The following is a 21,762-nucleotide window of genomic DNA, read 5'->3' on the forward strand; positions in this document are numbered from 1 at the left end:
GGCATGGCAGAGCTGGCGCCGCTGCGATACCGGTAGACAATACGACGTCGGTCTGCCGGCCTCAACCAGCGCGTGCAGCCTTCCCAGCGAGTTGGGGCTCTCCTGCACTACCTTAATCCCGGTCTTCTTGGTGAAAGGTGCGAGCCGGCAGTCCGACCGTAGCCGCGCCCACAACACGACCACGATTGATCATCTCCATCCCTCCGATATGAACTATGCCACCGGCCACAGGTTGGCGGGATCCCACGAAACAACCACACGTTCGTTCTTCGCGAAGGTCGAACCGAGGAACGGCACTGCAGCAGGGACTCTCCTCCTTCGACCAGATGATAGCGCACCATCTGGCCGATAGATCGCCTCGACGACGCGCGCAGCCTTGCCCTCGCCGTTGGCCGCGAGGCATATGCGCTCGGGGCGCACTACGCCACTGCGGCCATCCTGCAGTCCGATGAAATTAGCGATGCCCAGAAACTCCGCAACGAAACGATTGGCGGGCTTCAGATAGGATTCGGCCGGCGTCGCCACCTGCTGCGTGCGTCCTATTTCCGAGCACCATGATGCGATCGGAAAGCGACAGCGCTTCCTCCTGATCGTGCGTCACCAGGATCGTGACGCCGAGGGTACGCTGGAGTTGATTCATCTCGATCTGCAACGCCTCACGCAGCTTGCGGTCGAGCGCGCCCAGCGGCTCGTCGAGGAGCAGGATATCCGGTTAGAAAACGAGCGCGCGCAACGCGCTGTTGCTGGCCGCCCGAGAGCTGCGAGGGATGTCTATCGCCGAGCCCTTCCCAGCCGCACCAACTTCAAAGCCTCGACTGCGCGGTCGCGTGCGAGTGAGCTGAACACGGCTCCGGATCGCCGCTTCGACCAATCGCCTACTGCTGCGACGACTGCTGAGCCCACCCATCGATAAACTGCATTCAGCTTGTTCGGAGCAATTTTGCGACATGCCGGGGCTCAGACGAGGGCGCACTGTCTTACGAACGACTGCTCCTAACTACCGGCGGCACGTTGAAGGTTCCGCATCTCCGCAATCGGTGTCGACGAGCGTTCGGGCGCGCGCGTCTAGAGCGCCACGGTTGAGCGTACCGACGCGAATGAAAGGACGCTCAAAGGTTGTGCTCCCCTATAGATGGATGCAACTCGCCGATTGATGATCGTCGGTGTCGGCACCGTGCCGAACTTGCGCGATCTGCGGGATCCGCCTTCTAGAACGAGCATCGTGCTGGACGAAACGCTGATCACCTGCGCTTCGGAAACGCACGGGGTAGGCAACTCCTGTTCGTTTCCGCATCTCCTCTACGGTTGGGGCCTATCCGAAGTCTGACGCAAACGCGCGGGTTGAGGACCATAGAAACATATAATCCATATTGACAAGCCTTGGATCACATGATCCGATTGAGCAGACGGTTGGACTGGTCACAAGGCCGAAGATTTGGAGCGCGCGTGAAATCAGAGTTCGATCATATCGTGATTGGCTCAGGTTCGGGCGGGAGTGTCGTAGCCTCCAGGTTGTCTGACGATCCGAATTTGTCGGTGGTCGGCTTGCTAGCTGTCTGCACTTCAAGCTGCGGTCGATTGGGGCGTGTCTTGCACATCGAGGGCAATTTTTCGGCGCCACAAGGCCTGCATTTCGCGCCCGAGGATTGGCGCGCGCACCAGTCCGAAACTCCCGCCGGCGGCATGACGTTGATGGGTATCCACGTCTTGGATGCGATGATTGGTCTCGCTGGTCCCATCGCAGGCGTAAGAGCAAGGTCACGAAAGCAATTCCTCCAGATAGATATGGACGATACCACTGACGCCCAAATCGAATTTGCAAGCGGATGTACCGGTTACCTAAGTACTGTGACGGCAACCGCGCGGAATTGGAGGTTGCAGGTATTCGGAACGACGGGCTGGGCCGAGATGCACGGCTATCAGCAACTTACGTTCGCGCCAGTTGGCCAGGATACGGAAACGACGCGGTTCGATGCCGTAGATACCGAACGCGCAGAGCTCGAAGCTTTCGCGAAATTCGTTCTCAATCGGACAGAGTATCCGATTCCTATCGATGATGTCGTGAGGGGCATCGGCGCGCTCGAAGCGATTTTCAAGTCAGTAAGGGAAGATCGTTTCGTTACAGTTGATTCCGAGAGAGGTCGGCTTGTCGACCCCTTGTAGAAACAAACTCGTCCGACGCTCGGTCCCCGAAGTCCGAGGCGGTCGCAAGAACACATTGTCTGGGAGGGAGACGTGATCGGACCTTCATGTCGATTTGGCAGCGCGAGCTCTGACTCAGCATTTCGTGTTTGCGATCGCCATCGTGCGTTGGCGGCAGCCGCGGTTTCCGGCGTACAAAATGAGGGGCGAGGTCTTGGGCCTCAATGATTGCAGACCGTGGGCTGTGTTTCCCGCGTCGAATATTTTGCGTCTTCTTGTGTCAACGTCTAATCCGGAAAGGATATCCATGTCTGAAAGATCTTTCAGCACGATCGTGCGCATCGGCGCGGCCGCCGCCCTGTCGCTCGGATTGGGAATGGCTTCGGTCGCAGCGCAAAGCCGTCCCGCGCTCAAAGTGGCGGTGATCGAGAGCCTGTCAGGAAGTCAGGCTGCCACAGGCTCACTCTATGTACCCGCCGCACAATACGCGATTGACCGCTTGAATGCTGCCGGCGGCTACAATGGTCAGCCTATTCAACTCTTGACATACGACAATCAGGGCACGCCGACGGGCGCGTCAGCGCAGGTAACAGCCGCCATCGGCGACGGCGTTAGCGTTATCATTCAGGGCGCGTCGTCGGCAATTGCCGGCCAGATCACCGAGGACGTGCGCCGGTACAATCTTCGCAACTCGAAACAACCCGTTATCTATCTAAACTCGGCCGCGGAGGCACGTGAGCTTACCGGTGAGAAATGCCACTTCTATCATTTCAAGTTCGCGCTTGACGCCGAAATGCGGCTTCGAGCGGTCGCCAAGGCGATCCATGACGGGAAAGTCAGAGCTTCCAATGTTTTCTCAATCAACCAGGATTATTCCTGGGGCCGGGACATGGAGGCGGCCATCAAAGGCCACGCCAACGAAGGCGGCTATAAGGTTGTTGACGCTGTCTTGCATGATGTCAATCGCATCCAAGACTTTACTCCGTATATCGCCCGTATCGGAGCAACAAACGCGGACAGCGTGATTACCGGCAACTGGGGCACGGATCTTGCCCGCCTTATGCGCGCTTCGGCTGATTCCAAGTTGAAAGCCCAGTTCATCACGATGTTCCTCGATGTTCCGGGAATTATTACGAGCGCAGGCGATGCCGCAGAGGGCCATATCTTTCTCGATGTCTTCAACGCTGAAGCTAACGGCGAGCGTGGCATCGCATTTCAAAAAGATTTCTTGGAACGGACCAAAGCACCGACGCTGGCGAACAATGCAGCCCACACGGCCTTATCCCTGCTGTTCCTGGGTGAAGCTCTCAAGCTCGGTCCGGCAAATGGCTCCATTGACATGAAAAAGATTGCGGAAGCCATGGAGAAGGTGACCTTCGGCAGCCCGGCAGGAAAGATCACCATGCGAGCCGACGATCATCAAGCGCTGCTTCCAATCGCGATCACGAAAGTCTCACGTGACGCTATGATCAAGGTCGAGAATTCGCCGTTCGGCTTCAAGCCGTTGGTCAAAATCGAGGGGCCGGACGCGATCACGCCGCCTCAAAGTACGTGCAAGCTACAGCGACCATCCTGACGCAACTCGCTGCGGACACGGTGCGCGCCGGTTGACCAAGCGCGTTCGATGTTACCAAGCGACTTTGTGCCGTAACTTCTTGGAGGTGCCAATGGAAATGTTCGCCGTCTCTCTGCTCAACGGCACTATTTATGGCTTGTTGCTCTTTATGATCGCGGCGGGCCTGACCTTGATCTTCGGCATGATGGGCGTGCTCAACTTTGCTCACGGCTCATTCTACATGCTTGGCGCTTATGCGGGGTACGTTCTGTCAACGCGGGTCGGCTTCTTTCCGGGTCTCGCGGTTGCCGGCTTGATCGTTGCGGCGATTGGCGCGATCATTGAACGATACATGCTGCGATCGGTCCATGTACATGGACACGCGCACGAGCTGCTGCTGACCTTCGGTCTCCTTTTCGTCTTTGATGAGGTCGTGAAGTGTTTCTTTGGCTACTTCCCTGTCAGCTATCAAGTCCCGGAGGTGCTCAGTGTTTCGGCCTTTTGCATCGGTTCATTGGCGTACCCGGCCTATCGGCTCTTTATAGGGCTGGTCTCAATAGGATTGTTCGGTGTTCTGGTCTTCATGCTTCGTTTCACTCGGGTGGGGTTGGTGGTGCGCGCTGCCGTGCACAAACCAACCATGGTCGAAGCGCTGGGTCATAACGTTCCACTGGTCATGTTGTTGGTATTCGCCGTTGGCGCGGGGATGGCTGGTTTGGCAGGCGCAGTCGCCGGCGCTTTCTATCCGACCAGCCCGGCCATGGCGTCCGAAATCGGAACAATCGTATTCGTGGTTGTCGTGGTGGGAGGCTTAGGTTCTTTGGGCGGCGCCTTTATAGCCTCGCTGCTGATCGGCATTTTGACCACGCTTCTTGTTGGAATCGATACAACGCTAGCTGACGCGCTCGCGTTTTTTGGGCTTGGAAACTGGGGAAAAGACATCGGCGGTTTATTGACGGTGCCACTTTCGGCGAGCGCTGGAACTCTGCCGTTTGCGCTGATGCTGCTGGTTCTTCTGCTGCGTCCTGCCGGCCTCATGGGTGAAAGGACCTGAGCATGACTGTAACAGACTTGAACATTGAGCAAACCAACCGGACGCGTGCAAGGAAAGCGCCGGGTATCGGTTTACTCTTGATGATCGGCGTCACGGTTCTCCTGTTTACTTTACCCCTCTTTATTTCACCGGTGTTTCTGAATTATGCGATCAAAATGATGGTCGCGGGCCTGTTCGCCCTTGCATTCAATCTGCTGTGGTCACATGCGCGATTGCTGTCGTTCGGACATGCCGCCTACTATGCGATCGGCGCCTTTGCCGTCATTCACGCGCTCACTCTATCCGAGCATGGCGGTCTGGCCGTTCCGACGCCGTTAATCCCGATCGTGGGCCTGCTTGCGGGCGCGCTTGCCGGGCTTGTAGTCGGTTATCTCGCTACCATTCGCGGCGGCACGTATTTCGCCATGATCACCCTGGCTGTTGGCGAATTGCTGTCTTCCATTGCTCCCAAATGGCAGGCCGTCTTTGGTGGAGAATCGGGGCTATCGTCCATGCGGATGCCATGGGCCGGAATCACATTCGGCACTGTCGGAGAGGTTTACATCGTCGTCCTGATTTGGTGCCTTTTGGGTCTGCTGCTGCTGCGCTGGTTTCCAGCAACGCCTCTCGGGCAGATCGCGGTTGCGGTTGGCGATAATGAGAAGCGTCTCCAGTTCTTGGGCTATCGGACGCACGCTGTAAAATCGGTCGTCTTTTCGCTTTCCGCCGCGGTGTCGGGCCTTGCTGGTGGCTTGATCGCATTCAGCATGGAAAGCGCCAGCTTCGAACTATTCGGAGGTGCCAATTCGGCAATGCCGGTCATGCACGCCTTCCTGGGCGGCGCAGACGTTTTCCTGGGACCTCTTGTGGGAGGCATGGGGCTGACGCTTTTCGCGGAGTTGGCATCAAACGCCACTCGGCTTTGGCTCTTATATATGGGCGCGATCTTCGTCACCGTCGTGATGTTCGCCCCCGAGGGGTTGGCCGGAATCATCTCACGTCATACCAAGCTCAATCTCGCGTCTTGGCGCTTGCTCGTCGCGGACTACGCCATGTTTCTTTGTGCGTGCGTCGGGCTTGTGCTGAGCAGCGTCTGGATGGCCGAAATCGGTAATCGGTTGATGGGCACATCACCCATCGCCAAGCTCGCGCCGGATGGAACGCTGACCCTCTTCGATTGGACATTCAGTGCAACATCCAAACCAATCTGGTCGGCGGCCATTGCGTTGTTGGTCCTCTGCCTTTTCGGAGTCATTGTCGCGACGAAACGGGCAAAAGTCACATGGTTTGCAATGAACAACAGCGGGGACAGTCTTCAGTGATCGGGACGAACAGCTATGAGGGAATCGCGCTCGCTGCACGCAACGTGTGGAAGTCCTTTGGACCGACCGAGATTATTCGAGGAGTCAACATCGATATACGACAAGGAGAGCGGCATGCCTTAATTGGCCCGAACGGCGCTGGCAAATCTACGATGTTCAATCTCCTGTCGTCGGCTTTTGCGCCGACCTCTGGCGCGATTCTTTTGGACGGGACCGTCATAAATGGCCTCGAACCTGCAGAGGTCAATCGACGAGGACTAGCCAGGTCCTTCCAGATTACCAGCATCTTTCCGCGTCTTACGACCTTTGAGAACCTACGCATCGGTGCATTCGCCCGCTACGGCATCCGTTTCAATATTTTCTTCACAGCCAACCGGCTCAGAAAGGCGAATGAAGAGGCCGACCGCCTGCTTCGCCTTGTTCGGCTTGAGCGCGTAGCATCCGAACTGGCGGGCAACTTGGCATACTCCGATCAACGTGCTCTCGAGCTCGGGCTCACCCTGGCGACAGACCCTCGGGTCATACTGCTCGATGAACCGACGGCAGGTATGTCGCGGGAAGAGGCGGAATATGCGACGTCTTTAATCCGGGCCGTCACAGAAGGGCGGACGCTCCTGATCGTGGAGCACGATTTGGACGTGGTCTTCTCGCTCGCCGACCGCATGTCTGTGCTTGTACATGGCCAGATCATCGCCAGCGATACGCCAGCGGAAGTCAAACGAAACACGGAAGTGCAGGAAGCATATCTTGGTCAGGAAGCGGCGGCATGTTAAGCGTGCACGGTCTCAGAGCGGGCTACAATGGCATGAACGTCCTCAATGGGGTCAACTTCGATCTGAGCGGCGCTGAAATCGTAAGTCTCGTCGGTCGTAACGGATCCGGGCGCTCAACGATGATGCAGGCGCTGCTGAGGATCGTAAAGCCCAGCGCCGGCGAAGTCATTCTCAATGGCTGTTCTGTCGATAATCTCAAGACGTATCAAATTGTTCGCGCGGGTCTGTCCTACGTTCCCGAAGAGCGGCTCGTGTTTCACAACCTGACGGTCCGCGAGAATATGATGCTCGGGATCCAGCGCCGACGAAATGCTGTCGCCACATGGCACCCCGATGAGTTTTGGTCGATCTTTCCGAACCTGGCGACGCGTCGCGACGTCGCCGCCGGCGCGCTCTCAGGCGGCGAGCAGCAGATGCTGACGATGTGCCGATCGTTGCTGGGCAATCCCGACGCCATTCTTATCGATGAGCCCACAGAGGGGCTCGCACCTAAGATTGTTGAGGCGGTTGTAGGGTTGATCTTGGAGATGAAACGACGCGGTATCGGCGTCGTTCTCGTCGAACAAAAGCTTACCGTGGCGCTCAAAATCAGTGATCGCGTGACTGTCATGGGGCATGGGACAATTGTCTTCGAAGGCAGCCCGCAAGAACTCCGCACTCGCGATGATGTTCGGCGGAAGTGGCTGGAGGTATGATGAGTTTCTGCATGATGGACGGCGATTGCGGAGACTATGGCGTCATAACTGATCGCATCTTTGGTCGTCCGTTAAGAAGCTGATTTGAGGGCTGACTCAACGCAGATAGCTGCGATGAGTGCGGTCAGGATGAGGCGCCAAAAATCCCTGAGCCATGCGAGGATTCGGCGGAAGTTATGGCCGACCGCTGAGAGGACGACGTTGGCGGCATCGCCGGCGCGGCCTTTGAGGTAGCAGCGGCCGAGGTGGCCCTCGGCCTTGAGGTGTCCGATGATGGGCTCGATGGCGGAGCGACGGCGCAGCTCGCGCTTGATGACACCGAAGACGCCGCGCTTCTGGCCGGAGATGAAGACACGACGGGGATTTTGTGCGTCGTGGCCGCGGTAGCCCTTGTCGACATAGGCCCGCTCGATCGCGCAGCCGGTGAGTGCCTCGGTGCGGTCGATGACGTCCCGCAAGGTGTGACCGTCGTAGGGGTTGTCGGGTAGCGCCCTGGCGTGCAGCACGAACAGGCCATCGGGAGCCCGGCGGTTGTTGGTGACGATGGAGGCCTTCACGCCGAACTCGTAAGGCGCGGCGGCCTTGCCTTTGCCGATGCATTCCACCTCCGGGGCATGGAAGGAATAAAGCTTCCAGCCGCGCTGGCGCTGCTGTTGCGAGCGGATCTGCGTGGCCCGGCCAAGCGGGAGGGCGAACGCTTCCTCCAGTGCTGGCTGGCCCTCAATCTTGCGGCGGATGTCGCGGATGATCCGGCCCAGCCGGCCGCGCAGGATACGCAACTGCCGCTGATGCCGCCTGAACTGTTTGGCATAGGCGTAGCGGCCCGCCATCATCGCGGCGGCCTTGGCGATGCGAGCATAGGATTGCCGCAGCCTGACGCCGTGCCTGATCGCCAGGCGGTTGAGCCCCTTTATGGCCGCATGCAGCAGCTTGGCATCGGTCGGAAAGGTGATGGCCTTCGGCTGCACCGTGGTATCGACCGTGACCCGCTTGAGGTCTTGGCCGCGCAACGCGCCAGCCTCGTGCGCCACCCGCAGGCTCTCGGCCAGCAGCAGCTCCAGTTTGTCGCCGAGCCGCTTGCGCCAATGGCTCAGGTCGCTTCGCTCGTGCGGAAAGACGTGCTGGAAAAACTCTTCCCCGGTAAAGAACTGGAAATACGGGTCGTGGATCCAGCGCTCGCACACACCCTCATCGGACAGCCCGTAAATGTGCTTGAGCAACAACAGCCCGATCATGAAGCGCGTCTCGATCCCGGGCCGGCCGTTCTCGCTGTAGAGCGGCGCGATCTCACCGTCGATCCACTCCCAATCGATCTTGCCCGCAAGCAGTGCCAGCTCGTGCTTCATGTTGATGATCTGGTCCAGCCTGGCTCGGAACAGATCGTTCGATCCCGTCGTCTTGTGCTTCTTCGGCCGCATCGTTCCCTCCGATGCACCACAGAATCATGGTCCGAAAGCAAAGGGAATCCAAAAACGAAATTGCAGGGTTCAGGGGTCTCAAGCCGCCAGTCCCTGCAATCTCAAATGCCGCCAAATCCGAAAAACAGACTCCCGCTCAGTCGCTTAGAGCCTTGTTCACGGACGACTCTTTACCCGAGACAATAAAACCACCGCCGAGCGCCGAAACCGGGCGGTATTCGTACGGTTCCATATTGGCGCTGATTATCCGGATACGTTATCGCGGGACTTAGGGCGCGACAGAATCGTCCAGGCTTCATTCTCATCGTACTGCACAGGGAACCAGCGGCGAGGCCATCGTTATGCATGGTGTCATCGTGGGTGATGTGTGCTCAAGGCAAAACGTGCGCTGCCGAGGTTTTCGAAGCCACCTGAAGCGTCGGCGCTGCTACGCGACGAACCGTCAACTGCAACGTCAAGTTGCGGCGACAAGAACGACGGGGCGGGCGTAGAACTGGCCAACGTGAAGATAGACGCGCTCGTTCTTAAACAATTCGCGCACGTAGTGGAAGAGTGGGCGGCTCGCGAGGAGGCTTGAAGCACGCGTACTGCGGTTAAAGGGAAGCGCGTCATCATTACGGTCGGAGCGGGCGGTATTGGACAAGCCGTGATCAGGCAATTGGTCGCTGCTGGAGCCGAAGTCGCGACCTGTGACATTTCCGAGGAAGGTATCCATCGAGCGCCTCCGCAAGGAGTTCCCTGGAAACTACAGTGATGTCGTCGATGTGGGCAAGGCAGCTATGCAAACGCGCCTTCTAGAAAGCGCGATTGAGCGTTCAGCGGAGTCGACGCTCTTGTGAATAATCCGGCATTTCGGGCCCAACAGCGCGTATCGAAGACGTGGATATTTCCGACTGGAGCAATGTCTTTCGTATGAACGTTGAGAGTCATTTCGTCGCCTGCAAGGTCGTCGTTCCCCACTTACGGAAGCAGCGTGACGGATCGGTGATCTTTGTCTCGTTAACAGCCGGGCGACTCGGCTTCGCACTCCGCACTCGTTATTCCGCATCAAAGTGGGCACTGGTCGGACTGATGAAAACGTTGGCGATTGAGGCCGGTCCGGATGGCGTGCGCGTCAATGCCATCATGCCGGAGGTCGTCTACGGCGAGCGAATAAAGCGCGTCATTGCGGCGAAGGCAGAAGCGGAGAACTTGCCGTATGACGAGATGGAGCGGCAATGGCTTAAGCTGGTCTCTTTGCGGCGGATGATTCCGCCGCAGGAAATTGCGGAGATGATCCAGTTCATAGTCTCTGATGCAGGCGGGCCAATCGCTCAGCCTATGCGGCAACCAAGAAACTTTGCGCTAAGCAGGAAGGCCGCCGGAGTTCCGGCCGCCCCTTGACGGCACCAAACCGGATCAATTGTGAGAACCGTCTTGAAGCATCCAACGAAATACGCCAACGTCGGCGAACAAATTGCAGCTGCTTTGCCCGTCACGGTATCACCGTCGCCTTCGGTCATCGCCCCAAACTGGCAAAGCGGTTGTGGCGGCGAAGCAGGTCTTTCGTGAAGCGCCGCGGCGTCGGTATTGTTCTCGTCGAGCAGAAGCTTACGGTCGCGCTAGAGATCAGTGGTCGCGTAACCATCATGGGCCACGGCAAGATCGTTACGAAGGTACGCCCAACGAGCTGCGCTCTCGTGAGGACGTCCGGCGCCAATGGTTGGAGGTATGACGCATGCGCGTAATCGACGGCAACACGAAGATCTATGGCATTATCGCCGATCCCATCGCTCAGGTAAGAACGCCGCATTCAATGAATGAGATCATGGCCGACCGCGGGAGCGGGGCAGTCTTCGTTCCATTTCATGTCCGACCTGGCGATCTACCGACATTTGTGCCGGGCCTCAAAGTATGGCGTAACCTGCCGGCTTCAACCCTGACAATCCCACACAAGGAAGCCACGTTGGCACTGTGCGATCGGTTGGGCCCGATAGCCAAGATCTGAGGCTCGGTAGATGCGTTGCGTAAAACGTCTGATGGGGCTTGGGAAGGAGAGACTTTTGATGGCCTGGGATTTGTAGCAGGACTGAAATCTCAGTCGCTCGATCCCGCTGGCGCAAGCGTTTATATTCAAGGAGCGGGTGGGGCGGCGAAGTAAGCGGTGTTTTGACCGCACCTTTTCCTGAAGATTACGATCGGCGAGTGTGACGATCTCTGAATCGGAGAGATCGTGTTGTGTCTACGCTTGACCATACGCTTAAGCCGGAGGCAACGACGGCGCGCCGGCTTGAGGTTATCACGGGAACGGGCCGTCGCCGGTGGTTCTCGGCAGACGACAAGGCCCGGATGATTGAAGAGACGCTTGTCCCGGGTGCGGTGGTGTCGGAAGTTGCGCGGCGGCATGGGCTTGCGCCGCAGCAGCTGTTCACGTTGCGCCGCCAGGCACGGCAACCTGCCGGGGCGGACGCTGCCAGCGAGGCGCCGCAGTTCGTGCCTGCGGTGGTGGAAGCGGCATTGCCGCAAGGCGCAGTTCGCCGGCGGGCCGTTTTGATACTGCACCGGAGCCGACAATCACTGGTGCGTAAGCGTCGTTTTCAGGCCACGGCTTTGAAGTCTTGACGGTGGTAGGCCCAGGGAAGCAACTGGTCGATCTCGCTGTTCGGATGGCTGTTGACGATCCTGGTGAGGACGTCGGTGAGGTAAGCGAGTGGGTCGACGTCGTTCAGCTTGCACGTTTCGATCAGAGACGAGATAGCGGCCCAATGCTCGGCGCCACCGTCGGAGCCCGCGAACAGCGCATTTTTCCGATTGAGCGCGATCGGACGGATCGAGCGTTCGAAGGCATTGTTGTCGAGCTCGATACGGCCATCATCGATGAAGCGCGTCAGTCCCTCCCAGCGCGAGAGAGCATAGCGGATAGCCTCCGCAAGCTTGCCCTTCTGGCTGATCAGACCGAGTTTTGCGCGCAGCCACTGCTCGAATGCGTTGGCGAGTGGCTGGCTTTTCTGCTGCCGGATGAGACGCCGCTCCTCGGCGCTGCGACCACGGATGTCCTTCTCGATGGCGTAAAACTCGGCAATGCGCTTGAGCGCCTCGCTCGCAATGGGCGCCGGGCCAGGGGTGGCAAGTTCATAGAAGTTGCGCCGCATGTGCGCCCAGCAGAACGCCAGCTGGACGTCGCCGCGCTCGGCGAGCTTGCGGTAGCCGGCATAGCCGTCGACCTGCAGGATCCCCTTGAAGCCGTCGAGATGAGCGATCGGCCGCTCGGCCTTGCGGTCGGGTGCATAGACATAGACGACGCCCGGTGGATCGGCGCCGCCCCATGGCCGGTCGTCAGCGGCATAGGCCCAGAGCTGGCCGGTCTTGGTGCGGCCGCGGCCGGGATCGAGCACCGGCATCGTCGTCTCGTCGGCAAACAGTTTTGATCTCTGCCTGAGCTTGCCGAGCAGACGCTCGTGCAGCGGACGCAGGTGCCAGGCGGCATGGCCGACCCAGTCCGCCAACGTCGAACGATCGAGATCGATGCCCTGGCGGGCGTAAATCTGGGCCTGCCGGTACAGCGGCAGATGATCGGCATATTTGGATACCAGCACTTGGGCGATAGTGGCCTCGGTCGGCAATCCGCCCTCGATCAGCCGGGCCGGAGCAGGCGCCTGCACGACACCGTCTTCGCACGATCGGCAGGCGTATTTGGGCCGCCGGATGACGAGCACCCGGAACTGCGCCGGCACCATGTCCAGCCGCTCGCTTCTATCCTCGCCGATCCGATGCAGTTCGCCTTTGCAACAGGGGCATGTCCTGTCGTCGACATCGACGACGACCTCGATCCTCGGCAAATGCTGCGGCAGTGCTCCACGATTAATGCGGCGCTTGCGAGCCCGCGCCGCGCGGGCATCAGGCGCGCTTTCGTCCTGCTCTGCCTCACCGGATGCTCCGACCTGCTCGACGTCTTCCAGACCCAGCAGCATCTGCTCCTCGGGCAGCGTCTCGGCCCGGCGGCCAAAGCGATGTCGCTGCAGCTCCTTGATGATCTGACGCAGCCGTTCGCTCTCGCAGCGCTCGGCGAGCAGCATCGCTTTCAGCGTCTGAAGGTCATCAGGCAGGGCGTCGCTCGGCACCAACAAATCAGATCATATTCGCCGGAACTTTGCGACGATCTCGACCGCCCTGATTCACTTCGCCGCAGTGCTGCCAACAGCTATCCGGGCTGCGTTGGCTTTGCCGTCTCCCGTGCCTCATGGACACGCCGCCCCGACAATTGAGCCGCCGACAAACGCATCACGCCGTCTTCGATCTTCGGCCAGCGGAAGATGCCGTCCTCCAAGCGCTTCGCAAACAGGCACAGACCCGTTCCATCCCAGAAGATCAGCTTGATCCGGTCCGCGCGTTTGGCTCGGAACACATAGACCGTGCCCGAGAACGGATCGGCCAGCATGCGCTCGCGCACCAGTGTGGCTAACCCTTCGGCGCCCTTGCGGAAGTCGACCGGCTTGGTCGCCACCATCACCCGAACCGGACCCGTTGGGCCGATCAACGGCTCGCCTTCAGCGCCCGGACGATGGCTGCGATCGTGTTGGCGTCCGCGCCGCGGCTGGCCCGGATCGTCACCCCGTCGACCTCAACTTCGATCATTCCGACATCGGCCTCGGACTTGCATCGCGGTGCTTTGCGCCGCCGGCGAAGCGCGGGCGTCGATGCGTCCACATCGACCACCGCCGGCACAAACTGCAATTCTTCCGCTTCAGATTGCCTGGCCGCAGCTTCTCTCAGTAGACGGCGCCAGCCAAACAATTGCTGCGGCGACAGACCATGGCGCCGAGCCACGGCACAGACTGACTCCCCACTCGTCTCGATCTCCGCGACAATCCGTGCCTTGTCCTCGTCGCTCCACTTCCGCCGCCGACCAGCTCCAGTGAAGACTTCCAGCCGCCGGACCGGCTCCATGATAGCACTATGCACTGTGTCCATTCTAAGCCCAACGGTCAAAACCAAACCGCAGACTCGCAGATCAGCACGTCATCCGGAAGGTGGCCGCAAAACATCGCTTACGCTGGTGCGCCAGCGTACCAATGTTGAGCAATGCACTGCGCGGGCACCTGGCCGAACTCGGCATCGCGTCGGCCAAGGGGCGCAACGGGACAGCGGAGTTACTAAGGATTATCGATTGTCGGAGGCGAGAGATATACAAGGAACCGAAGTTTGAGCTGGCGGCATGAGGCATGCCGACAACGAGATGGCAACACCAATAGGCGAGGGCACGATTTAATGCAGATACGGTCGTTCCGGGAATCGGGAGAACCCGCTTTCAGACGGTCCACGCCCGGTGGGCGAGGTCGAACATCGCGAAGGCGGAAATGATGAGGCTTGCCCCGGGAGGACGACGCTCGCACTTGGACACCAGACTCAGTGTGCGTGGCTTGAGGATGGGCATGTGACCCGATGAGGCAATTTTCGCGCCTTATTACTCGAGCGTGGCGGACTTCGGTCCGCCTGCGCGGACGCGCTCTTGTGTCACATACCAGATTAGGTAAGCATGAAGATCAGCCACCGTGCTGTACATAGCCGATCCGCGCTGGAAGATCGTGGTCGCCGTCTGCGCGAAGAGAACCACGATGTGGTTGCCGCGGCGCCTTGATCTGCTTTGATTCCGCTCGACGGCCAAATAGAAGAAAAGCGTAATGGAGTTTTCTGTGATTGCAGCTCTGGCCGCCCAACTAAAGTTTCTTCCTTCTGGATCAGCCATGAGAAGGCTCAGTACCGGCGTCGGTTGCGCTAATCAGAGATGTCTTTCAGTGCTTCCGCCAAAAGCCTATTGTCGTCTTCAGTGCGGCTTGCGATGCGCAAGAATCGTTTGCCATTCTGAAGCGTCTTGCCGCCACTGTGCCTGATCAATATCCGTCTATCCTTTAAGAGTTTTGAGGCGATCACGTCTCCATCCGGCCAATCGGGCGGGAGTTCACAGAACACGAAATTTGCGTCGGGCTTCAGAACTCTCATTCCGTCGATGCGGCGCAGGTCTGCGTATAGTTTGTCCCTGTCGCTGCCTACCCTCACCCAACTCTGCTTTGCCGCGTGCGCCAGGTGAGGAAGCTTGCTTAGAAAAAACTCAGCAAACGTATTGACATTCCACGTGGGGAGGGCGGCTCTAATTTCGTCCATCGTCTGTACATTTGCTGATGCCGCATACCCCATCCGTAAACCGCATGTCCCGTAAATCTTTCCCAGGCTTTTGAGAACGATCACATTGGGAAATTCGAGCAAGTGATTTTCCAGGCTCGCACTTCGCCCGAGCTCACTAAACTCGATAAATGACTCATCGATCATTAGGAGTTGCTGTTGAGCTCGAAGCGCGGAAGCGAGATATAGTAAATCCGCATAGGGAACCATCCGCGAAGTGGGATTATTCGGCGATATCACGATTGCGCCGTCGACACCATTTGTACGCGCAAATGCTGCATAGCGGTGCACATCGAGTTCAAAATCTGGCGGTGCCAGGAAAAAGCGTGACAACCGCCCGGGCAAGGCGGTGGTTTCATAGGGATTGAAGGTTGGGACCGGGACAGCAATCCTCATACCCAGTCGGCCAAGGAGGATGGGAATCAGTTCAGCCACGCCATTGCAAATGACAAGATTATTCGCCGGCGTCTTCACCGCATCCGCAAGAAGCTGGACCATCTGCGCATTAGGAGAGGGATAGCAAGTAATAAGCCCCGGTAGAGCGTTCTTAAGTTCGTCAAGGAACGCCTGCGGTGGAAAATACGGATTTACCAGAAGGACGAAGTCCTTGATGTCATATTTCCAATAGCCGCCGGGGAATCGGTTGACCAGGTCAGAGACCTCGTCCGACCTAAGGGATACGTCCATTTGTGCTGCGCTGTTCATGAGTGCGACTAGCTCAACGTTTCAGGACAAACGAAAATTGCAAGATGGTCGCGATCTCTCGACAAGCTCCCGGCGAACAAGTATCGAGCAGTGCCGGTCCGTGCGGAAATGTTCTCGAACAAGTCTGGGGCACGCCGCGGTTCGCGAGACTACACGTCATCATGTGACCTGCATGGAGTGAAGCCTGCAAGCCCGAGAAGGCCATTCGCTGGATCATACTTCCATCCGCAATCAAAAGGAGCGACTGGCTAAAACCACCGATGACGCGACGGCGAAGATGCTTATTGCCGTGTACATTGTTGCGCTGAGTGGTGGCACGCGAAAAGGCGCGACATGCGCTATAGCGAGCAGCAAGAAGGCAATGTTCACGACGTCAGGAAATGCTTCGGCAGGAATAAGAGACTTAAAAAGAAATAGAAGCGCCAGGAGCGGCACGTCGTATGACAAGGGGACACCCAAGAAGCGTCCGTCACGCGACCTGCCAAAGTTCGCAAAGTAGCTAAGCCTTATTGCTCCCGTCACCAGTAGAGCGGTTGCGATCGCAAGCGCGACTTGTGAAGCTTGGCTGACTTGTACCACAACTACCGCAGGCACAACGGCTCCATAGACGATATCTGCAAACCCGTCGAGGCTCGCTCCCATTTTTGCGACATCTGGATCGCGACCTTTGGTGCGACCTGCCACAACCCCGTCCAGGTGGTCCGATAGAACAGCCCAAAGCGCTGCTGCCACAGATAGCTCAAGGCGGTCAGAGAGAGCTAAAAACAGGCTGGCGGAGGAAAAGAGAAGACCTGTGATCGTTATCGCGTTCGCTGGATCCCAAAGGTGTTCAGCATTGAACTCTCACCTCGTTTGCAAATCACGTCTCGCCGCGTAGGTATTCGTTCGGTCCTTGAAAATGCGCTCGGCAATCTCCAGATCGTCAGCATTATCAATTTCGTACCAGCTGAGGCCATCGCATCGCGCCGCTGCGAGCTGTAGGCCTCGCCTCTCTATCAGATAACTCAAAAGTTCTTCGGTGTAGGTCTGCCTAGCTCCAGCGGCGATGATATCGTCCAGCGTCGGAACGATCGTTGCCTTGAGTGTCGGCGCCGAAAGCCGTAGGAGGTTCATCGTCTTGAAAAGCTTTGGGCCATCCGCAACAAGATTTGCCGCGGTTTGCATCAATCGAAAACCTGAGATGAAGCAGTTCTGCGACAACAGAACGGCCGACCCTTCCATTGAATCATCGAAGGGAACGACTGCAGCGACGTCAGTCCCCCGGCAGGCCATCAAGTGTCGCAGCGCATCCTCTTCGAAAAAGACGTCGCCCTCGAGAAGAAAGCAATCTCCGGAGAGGAGAGCGTCGCGCGCCAGCCACAAAGAATAGGCGCTTCCGGTGCGGTCGAAGACCGTCGACTCGACATATTTGATTTTGAGTTCGCCAAAGTGGCTACCGCAGGCATATTGAATGGCGTCTTTGCGGTAACCTACCACGATCGTCACCTCTTCCACGCCGACAGATTCCAGATTGTGCAGAGCGTTGTGAAGAATCGAAGTGCCGTTGACCTCGACCAGCGACTTCGGCCGCAGATCTGTCAGAGGACGCAGGCGAGAGCCGCAGCCAGCGGCGAGAATGACGGCGTTCTTGGGAGCATCGGTCACCGTTTAGTTCCTTTTTCGTCGCGCCTCAAAGGTGAAACACCCATCGACTTCTTCGGCGCCAGCTTAGGCATGTTGAAGCGACATCAGGTCTGCCGGAGCCATCTGAAAATGGGGCCCAAGCGTGAAGGCAGACAAATGGTCCTCGTCGGTCCTTTCTCCAGAGAGAAGGGAGGCGCTGGATCCGCTGCCTCGAGCTGCCGAGATGGCAAAGTGCGCATTTCGGTTGAGTGAGGCGTGCTACGCCATCTAAGGACATCTCAGTGCAATGATTAGGCATTTGAGATTGCAGTCGAACCTGGCCAGCTAGGAAGTCCAGGACAGTAGGTCCTCGACAACGAATATGCGCTCCTGTGTCGACGAAACCCTATTTGCGCAGTTCAGCGTCGGGCGGCAAATATCGCGTTTCCGCACGGGCGAGTTCGTCGTACTTGAACAGTTCGAAGACTTCCTCGAGAGTAGCAATGTGCGGCTCAATGCTCGCGGTGCTTTCCTCAGCGATGATGCGGCCGCAGACTTGACGCATTGCCGCTATTGCCGCTCGCATAGACTGGTTGGCCCAGATCACCGTTGAGATGCTGGCTTTGCGGTATACAGAGATTGGTGTTCGATAGTATTTCGTCGGAACGATCACGACCGGCAATCTGTTCTGCCAAGCGCGCGCGAACGAAAGGATTTCGTCCGCGGTGCTCCCTCGCGAATGAATGAGGATCGCATCGGCTCCCACGTCGGCGTAGGCGTGAGCGCGCGAAAGTGCTTCGTCCATCTCATGCCCAGCGATCAACGCCTCGATCCTTGCAACCAAGATCAAGTCGTCCGCGACTGTGTCCTTCACTGCCCGGAGGCGGCCAGAGAATTCGTCGATATCGGCGAGGGGGTGCCGATGCCCAACAAACGAGTTCATCTTCGGAAAGCAGCTGTCCTCGAGCGCGACGCCGGCTGCTCCACGCTGACGGAGCCTGCGTGTCACGAGGCGCGCATTGTTGAAATTCCCGAAGCCGCCATCTCCGTCAACGAGCACAGGTAGTTCGCTCGAGTCCACGATCCGCTCGACTACGTCTACGAGTTGGCTCCACGACGCTTCGTTGGCATCGCGGTAGCCCAGGGAGCAGGCAACAGACAGGCCGGACGCCCAGAGGCCTTTGAACCCTGCGCGCTCAGCGATTGCGGCGGAGAGACCATCATGCGCTTCCATGAGGAACGATAGCTCTCTGCGGCAGCAGATTTCGGCGCGCAGCATGTCAGCACGTGAAGAACCGGCGGATTGATCAGGGCCGTTGGCGAGAACAGATGGTAATCGGTCTTGCATGCCAATTCCTTGTGATGACCGGCCCAACGTGTAGACCGGCCGATTTGATCAATCGATAGGTGACATGCTTGCGTCATCTAGATCAATTACGAGGGTTGGTAGTTGACCGGGCCCGCAAACCTGTTCCGTGTCGGAGTGCTCAAGAGTCATTGCTAAGCTCCGCCGGTCATTTGAGTGATGGCGCAAATGGAAAGCACAGCTGTGCTCTGGTCTAGGCGCCGACGACTGCATCATCGATCTTGCATTTGTCGACACGGTTTTGAGACTGCGCGATCTGCGCGAAGGCTTCTGAAGTCGATGGCATCTAGAGAGTTCGGGCTTAAGCAAGTTAGGGCGCGAATTCATTGTGGACGCGCGCCTTCAAGGTTTGGGGAGGGCGCAGTGCGCCAAATTCTGATCCCCGCAGCGGCGGCATACCATCGCGACCGACGCTTTCTAAGGGCGGGAGACGCCTCGGTCGCATACTCAGAAAATTGGTGGCTCAGTTCCCCGAACTTGAGGCGAGCTCTTCAGCCAGCTTTAATGCGAGGATCGGAATGATGTTCGCGCTGGGGGGTATTATGGAGTCGCTTCCTTCGGGGCATCGAAGCACGGCGCGGTTTAGTTGAGCCGGAGATTCGGCGGAAACCCGGCGACACTGGGCGCTGGCCGACGCCGCGTCGTCCTGGGCGAAGGCGGTGCGATGAAGGCGGAGACGACGCGCCGCCCGCTCTTGCCGCGTGCGCCAGCGCGTTGCGCATGAAGTGCGCGCGGCAGCGCTGCCAGGTGGCGTTGAGCACTTTGGCGACGGTGGCCTTGATGCCCTCATGGGCGTCGGTCACGACCAGCTTGACGGCGCAGCTGCGGCGGGCGAGCTTGCTCAAAAACGCCGTCCAGAACGTCTCTGCTTCGGAGGGACCGATATCCATGCCAAGAACTTCGTGCAGGCCGTGGCGCGCGTCCGGGCGGCCTTTCTCTACTGAGCTACACCATCACTGGCGACGTGCCCCCCGGTGTTGCCCTACGCAGGGAGATCGCGAATGAAAAAGATAAGTTAAATCAACGAAATGGGCCTGCTGTGTCCTTAGTTGTGTCTCAATCCGCAGAGGCCCGCGTCGCCTAAATAATTTGTATGGGTTAGGGGCGAAGACTGATGAGGCGCGTAACTGGATACAAGTCGGTTGGGCGCTACTGCCAAACTTTCAGGAGGATGTTGGCAGCAGGCCGATCACCGCTGAACTTACCGACAACCTATCACTGGAAGAAAGCATTGCAGCGCTAGACAACTACACCCTATGGGCAAAGTTGGCTCTTGCTGAGGGTGACATCATGCAACGTGGAAGAGACGAATTCAGAGAAGCAAATTCAATGTGGTGAGAACCGCGGAGACGGCCACACAAAGTTCTTATGGAAACGTGCAACCTATATTCAATCACACCACCAACCGAGCCGCCATCCTCGCGCTCTTCAAAGTGGTCAATCGCTACGTGGGCAACTTGCAGCCCATGCCGGGCGTCTTCCCCAGCTATCCTGCGCCTGTGATCCGTAACCAACCGAAGCCTAGGACTGAGACGCGCGCTGAACTTTCACGCACGCTTCATTTGTCTGTAGGGCGCCGCGGTCTTTCCTGTCCTGCCGCGTGCGAGGTTCGGCTTGTGACGGCTTCAAACACCGCAATACGCCGGTCGAGTTGCCATAGCTCGATGTCGTTGGCATCAACTAGCTGCTGAGCACGTTCCCGTGCTTCCTGCTCGTCGGCACACTGCAAATTGGCCACGCTTATAACGTGGCGGTCCTGATCCAAAAGGTAAGCTCGGTAGTGCGCCATCCAACCCCCCAAGGTCCGCGCTCATCCATCAGTGTCCGGTCGATGTGCTCGGGTTGTTCCTTCAAATTGACCGGGCCCAGACCCTGGCTGGCTTGATCATCGGACCATCACCTCGATCCTTCAATGAGCTTTCTCCAGCCGAGCGCATCGTTCGCCGTCAGAAGCGAACCGCCAAGCGTTGCCAAGTAGTTTGGCAATTCGCAATCGGGACGCGCGTTCATATTGCCGACAAACGAGGCGACGGAGTTCTTAAGATCCCCTCGGTCGAGATGATCGAAAGCCCGCTGCTTGCACCGCTCGACATATTTGTCGCGCGTCATCTCAATTAATAGGGAACGTTCCATTTCGCCTCCCAACCGATGACTGCTTCCAATAGTGAAGTTGGAGCGGAGTGGATTTGGCCCGTCTGTTCGAAAGGCGACAAACGGATGCGCTTTTGGTCGCAAGTGTGGGAATTAGGACACAGACACACATCGCGACCGCACTGTCGGCGCCGGGCGGAGTCCAAGCCAGATACCCGGGCCGCATCTTGTCTATGGTTTTCTGACGACTACGCCGAATGCGGTAGTCGCGCCGATCCATCCGAAGGCGATGCCGGTGATCCTAACGACGAACAAGGGCGCGATGTGTGGATGCGCGGCTCCGTTGGGGTAACGCGGACATGCGGCCGCCCCTCTGGAATTACGCATCAGACACCCGTTACACTTCCAACTTCAATTCGACCTGGTGCTGGCCTGTGTTTGTACCAGAAACCGCGGAACCTCGAAATCTCGGGTGAGTTACAGAACCGAAGAGGATTTGGGTAAGCGGTAATGCAATCGTGCGCGCAATAGCATGCTGGATTTCTGTTTATCCGTAAGTCCCTCTTTATTGGGCAGTATTTGAACAGTGAGGTGACAATGAAAGCATCCCTTCTTCTTACTGGCGCGCTCATCGTCGGATGCGCCGCCCCAACACTCGCTGATGAGTTCTACGTCGTGCAAGGTCCTAGCCACAACTGCACGATTACCTCCACGCGCCCGGCGGACAAGGAAGTCGTGACGCAGATCGGTCCGATGGCCTTCAAGAGCCGCGTCGAAGCTGAAGACCGCATCAAGCAGACCAAAGTCTGCGAGGAAGGTACCGTTGGTAGCAGCACCAGCAGCACGACCGTTATCAAAGAGAAGCAATGAATTTCTGATCGAATTCTGGCGAACTTCGAGA

Annotated in this window: 22 protein-coding genes and 2 pseudogenes; 12 read left to right on the forward strand and 12 right to left on the reverse strand. The window is 58.1% G+C overall.

The features are described from left to right. Window positions 1-213 precede the first annotated feature (213 nt). Window positions 214-525: an ATP-binding cassette domain-containing protein gene (locus IVB26_RS43170; protein ID WP_346732868.1), complete on the reverse strand. Its 312-nt coding sequence runs from the start codon at window positions 523-525 to the stop codon at window positions 214-216. Window positions 526-1,446: 921 nt separating this feature from the next. Between IVB26_RS43170 and IVB26_RS07575 the strand changes: the two genes are divergently transcribed. The 6 genes from IVB26_RS07575 to IVB26_RS07600 all read left to right on the forward strand — a co-directional run bounded on the left by IVB26_RS07575 (window position 1,447) and on the right by IVB26_RS07600 (window position 7,520). Further along, on the forward strand, window positions 1,447-2,163 hold the full coding sequence (locus IVB26_RS07575; RefSeq protein WP_247971141.1) for a Gfo/Idh/MocA family protein: 717 nt from the start codon (window positions 1,447-1,449) through the stop codon (window positions 2,161-2,163). Window positions 2,164-2,449: 286 nt separating this feature from the next. Further along, window positions 2,450-3,718 (forward strand): ABC transporter substrate-binding protein, encoded by a 1,269-nt coding sequence (locus IVB26_RS07580; protein ID WP_247971142.1) that lies wholly within the window; start codon window positions 2,450-2,452, stop codon window positions 3,716-3,718. A 91-nt stretch (window positions 3,719-3,809) separates the two neighbouring features. Further along, the gene (locus tag IVB26_RS07585) at window positions 3,810-4,751 is read left to right on the forward strand and encodes a branched-chain amino acid ABC transporter permease (RefSeq protein ID WP_247971143.1); all 942 of its coding nucleotides are present in this window, start codon (window positions 3,810-3,812) and stop codon (window positions 4,749-4,751) included. A 2-nt stretch (window positions 4,752-4,753) separates the two neighbouring features. After that, window positions 4,754-6,052: a branched-chain amino acid ABC transporter permease gene (locus IVB26_RS07590; protein ID WP_247971144.1), complete on the forward strand. Its 1,299-nt coding sequence runs from the start codon at window positions 4,754-4,756 to the stop codon at window positions 6,050-6,052. Continuing rightward, the gene (locus IVB26_RS07595; protein WP_247973098.1) at window positions 6,052-6,825 is read left to right on the forward strand and encodes an ABC transporter ATP-binding protein; all 774 of its coding nucleotides are present in this window, start codon (window positions 6,052-6,054) and stop codon (window positions 6,823-6,825) included. Before IVB26_RS07590 ends, IVB26_RS07595 begins: the two co-directional genes overlap by 1 nt. Then, on the forward strand, window positions 6,819-7,520 hold the full coding sequence (locus IVB26_RS07600; protein WP_247971145.1) for an ABC transporter ATP-binding protein: 702 nt from the start codon (window positions 6,819-6,821) through the stop codon (window positions 7,518-7,520). Before IVB26_RS07595 ends, IVB26_RS07600 begins: the two co-directional genes overlap by 7 nt. A gap of 71 nt (window positions 7,521-7,591) precedes the next feature. On the opposite strand, the gene IVB26_RS07605 is transcribed toward IVB26_RS07600, so the two are convergent. Then, on the reverse strand, window positions 7,592-8,938 hold the full coding sequence (locus IVB26_RS07605) for an IS5 family transposase (RefSeq protein WP_247971089.1): 1,347 nt from the start codon (window positions 8,936-8,938) through the stop codon (window positions 7,592-7,594). A gap of 646 nt (window positions 8,939-9,584) precedes the next feature. Between IVB26_RS07605 and IVB26_RS42930 the strand changes: the two genes are divergently transcribed. The 4 genes from IVB26_RS42930 (at window position 9,585) to IVB26_RS07625 (ending at window position 11,539) form a co-directional block, all read left to right on the forward strand. After that, window positions 9,585-9,692 carry a hypothetical protein gene (locus IVB26_RS42930; protein ID WP_253075751.1) on the forward strand — a complete coding sequence of 36 codons (108 nt, stop codon included), beginning with the start codon at window positions 9,585-9,587 and terminating at the stop codon, window positions 9,690-9,692. A gap of 125 nt (window positions 9,693-9,817) precedes the next feature. Then, window positions 9,818-10,321, forward strand: a complete 504-nt coding sequence (locus IVB26_RS07615) for an SDR family oxidoreductase (protein WP_253075752.1) — start codon at window positions 9,818-9,820, stop codon at window positions 10,319-10,321. 334 nt (window positions 10,322-10,655) lie between these two features. Further along, on the forward strand, window positions 10,656-10,925 hold the full coding sequence (locus IVB26_RS07620) for a hypothetical protein (protein ID WP_247971146.1): 270 nt from the start codon (window positions 10,656-10,658) through the stop codon (window positions 10,923-10,925). A 341-nt stretch (window positions 10,926-11,266) separates the two neighbouring features. After that, window positions 11,267-11,539 (forward strand): transposase, encoded by a 273-nt coding sequence (locus tag IVB26_RS07625; RefSeq protein ID WP_247971147.1) that lies wholly within the window; start codon window positions 11,267-11,269, stop codon window positions 11,537-11,539. On the opposite strand, the gene tnpC is transcribed toward IVB26_RS07625, so the two are convergent. From tnpC to IVB26_RS07670, 9 genes and pseudogenes are all read right to left on the reverse strand, one after another. Further along, window positions 11,515-12,993, reverse strand: a complete 1,479-nt coding sequence (tnpC, locus tag IVB26_RS07630) for an IS66 family transposase (RefSeq protein WP_247973099.1) — start codon at window positions 12,991-12,993, stop codon at window positions 11,515-11,517. The genes IVB26_RS07625 and tnpC overlap by 25 nt on opposite strands. Before the next feature lie 125 nt (window positions 12,994-13,118). Further along, a complete protein-coding gene (tnpB, locus tag IVB26_RS07635; protein WP_247971148.1) occupies window positions 13,119-13,454 on the reverse strand; it encodes an IS66 family insertion sequence element accessory protein TnpB in 336 nt (111 codons plus the stop codon). After that, window positions 13,451-13,864, reverse strand: coding sequence for an IS66-like element accessory protein TnpA (tnpA, locus tag IVB26_RS07640; protein WP_247971104.1), 414 nt, complete (start codon window positions 13,862-13,864; stop codon window positions 13,451-13,453). The genes tnpB and tnpA overlap by 4 nt, the downstream gene beginning before the upstream one ends. A 517-nt stretch (window positions 13,865-14,381) precedes the next feature. After that, complete coding sequence (locus IVB26_RS07645; RefSeq protein WP_247971149.1) at window positions 14,382-14,663, reverse strand: hypothetical protein; 282 nt, start codon at window positions 14,661-14,663, stop codon at window positions 14,382-14,384. Between the two features lie 29 nt (window positions 14,664-14,692). Beyond that, window positions 14,693-15,802, reverse strand: coding sequence for a pyridoxal phosphate-dependent aminotransferase (locus tag IVB26_RS07650; RefSeq protein ID WP_247971150.1), 1,110 nt, complete (start codon window positions 15,800-15,802; stop codon window positions 14,693-14,695). A 231-nt stretch (window positions 15,803-16,033) separates the two neighbouring features. Next, window positions 16,034-16,606 (reverse strand): CDP-alcohol phosphatidyltransferase family protein, encoded by a 573-nt coding sequence (locus tag IVB26_RS07655; RefSeq protein WP_247973100.1) that lies wholly within the window; start codon window positions 16,604-16,606, stop codon window positions 16,034-16,036. Between the two features lie 39 nt (window positions 16,607-16,645). Beyond that, complete coding sequence (locus IVB26_RS07660; RefSeq protein ID WP_247971151.1) at window positions 16,646-17,446, reverse strand: phosphocholine cytidylyltransferase family protein; 801 nt, start codon at window positions 17,444-17,446, stop codon at window positions 16,646-16,648. A 364-nt stretch (window positions 17,447-17,810) separates the two neighbouring features. After that, entirely contained in the window at window positions 17,811-18,683 is an 873-nt protein-coding gene (aepX, locus tag IVB26_RS07665; RefSeq protein ID WP_247973101.1) for a phosphoenolpyruvate mutase, read from the reverse strand. Between the two features lie 691 nt (window positions 18,684-19,374). Then, window positions 19,375-19,681: pseudogene (locus IVB26_RS07670) on the reverse strand (transposase); the annotation flags it as partial. Window positions 19,682-20,138: 457 nt separating this feature from the next. On the opposite strand from IVB26_RS07670, the pseudogene IVB26_RS07675 reads away from it, so the two are divergent. Continuing rightward, a pseudogene (locus tag IVB26_RS07675) lies at window positions 20,139-20,296 on the forward strand (SOS response-associated peptidase); the annotation flags it as partial. A gap of 370 nt (window positions 20,297-20,666) precedes the next feature. Here the strand turns inward: IVB26_RS07675 and IVB26_RS07680 are convergent. Continuing rightward, window positions 20,667-20,903, reverse strand: coding sequence for a hypothetical protein (locus tag IVB26_RS07680; RefSeq protein ID WP_247971152.1), 237 nt, complete (start codon window positions 20,901-20,903; stop codon window positions 20,667-20,669). Window positions 20,904-21,458: 555 nt separating this feature from the next. On the opposite strand from IVB26_RS07680, the gene IVB26_RS07690 reads away from it, so the two are divergent. After that, complete coding sequence (locus IVB26_RS07690) at window positions 21,459-21,731, forward strand: hypothetical protein (protein ID WP_247428357.1); 273 nt, start codon at window positions 21,459-21,461, stop codon at window positions 21,729-21,731. The last annotated feature ends 31 nt before the right edge of the window (window positions 21,732-21,762 follow it).

Source organism: Bradyrhizobium sp. 195, from assembly GCF_023101665.1.
Lineage (GTDB): Bacteria > Pseudomonadota > Alphaproteobacteria > Rhizobiales > Xanthobacteraceae > Bradyrhizobium.

Coding starts and splice junctions, on each gene's coding strand:
- IVB26_RS07580 (WP_247971142.1), top strand. CDS start 2,450: ATGTCTGAAAGATCTTTCAGCACGATCGTGCGCATCGGCGCGGCCGCC.
- IVB26_RS07585 (WP_247971143.1), top strand. CDS start 3,810: ATGGAAATGTTCGCCGTCTCTCTGCTCAACGGCACTATTTATGGCTTG.
- IVB26_RS07590 (WP_247971144.1), top strand. CDS start 4,754: ATGACTGTAACAGACTTGAACATTGAGCAAACCAACCGGACGCGTGCA.
- IVB26_RS07600 (WP_247971145.1), top strand. CDS start 6,819: ATGTTAAGCGTGCACGGTCTCAGAGCGGGCTACAATGGCATGAACGTC.
- IVB26_RS07605 (WP_247971089.1), bottom strand. CDS start 8,938: ATGCGGCCGAAGAAGCACAAGACGACGGGATCGAACGATCTGTTCCGA.
- IVB26_RS07620 (WP_247971146.1), top strand. CDS start 10,656: ATGCGCGTAATCGACGGCAACACGAAGATCTATGGCATTATCGCCGAT.
- IVB26_RS07625 (WP_247971147.1), top strand. CDS start 11,267: ATGATTGAAGAGACGCTTGTCCCGGGTGCGGTGGTGTCGGAAGTTGCG.
- tnpC (WP_247973099.1), bottom strand. CDS start 12,993: ATGCTGCTCGCCGAGCGCTGCGAGAGCGAACGGCTGCGTCAGATCATC.
- tnpA (WP_247971104.1), bottom strand. CDS start 13,864: ATGGAGCCGGTCCGGCGGCTGGAAGTCTTCACTGGAGCTGGTCGGCGG.
- IVB26_RS07645 (WP_247971149.1), bottom strand. CDS start 14,663: ATGGCTGATCCAGAAGGAAGAAACTTTAGTTGGGCGGCCAGAGCTGCA.
- IVB26_RS07650 (WP_247971150.1), bottom strand. CDS start 15,802: ATGAACAGCGCAGCACAAATGGACGTATCCCTTAGGTCGGACGAGGTC.
- aepX (WP_247973101.1), bottom strand. CDS start 18,683: ATGCTGCGCGCCGAAATCTGCTGCCGCAGAGAGCTATCGTTCCTCATG.
- IVB26_RS07680 (WP_247971152.1), bottom strand. CDS start 20,903: ATGGAACGTTCCCTATTAATTGAGATGACGCGCGACAAATATGTCGAG.
- IVB26_RS07690 (WP_247428357.1), top strand. CDS start 21,459: ATGAAAGCATCCCTTCTTCTTACTGGCGCGCTCATCGTCGGATGCGCC.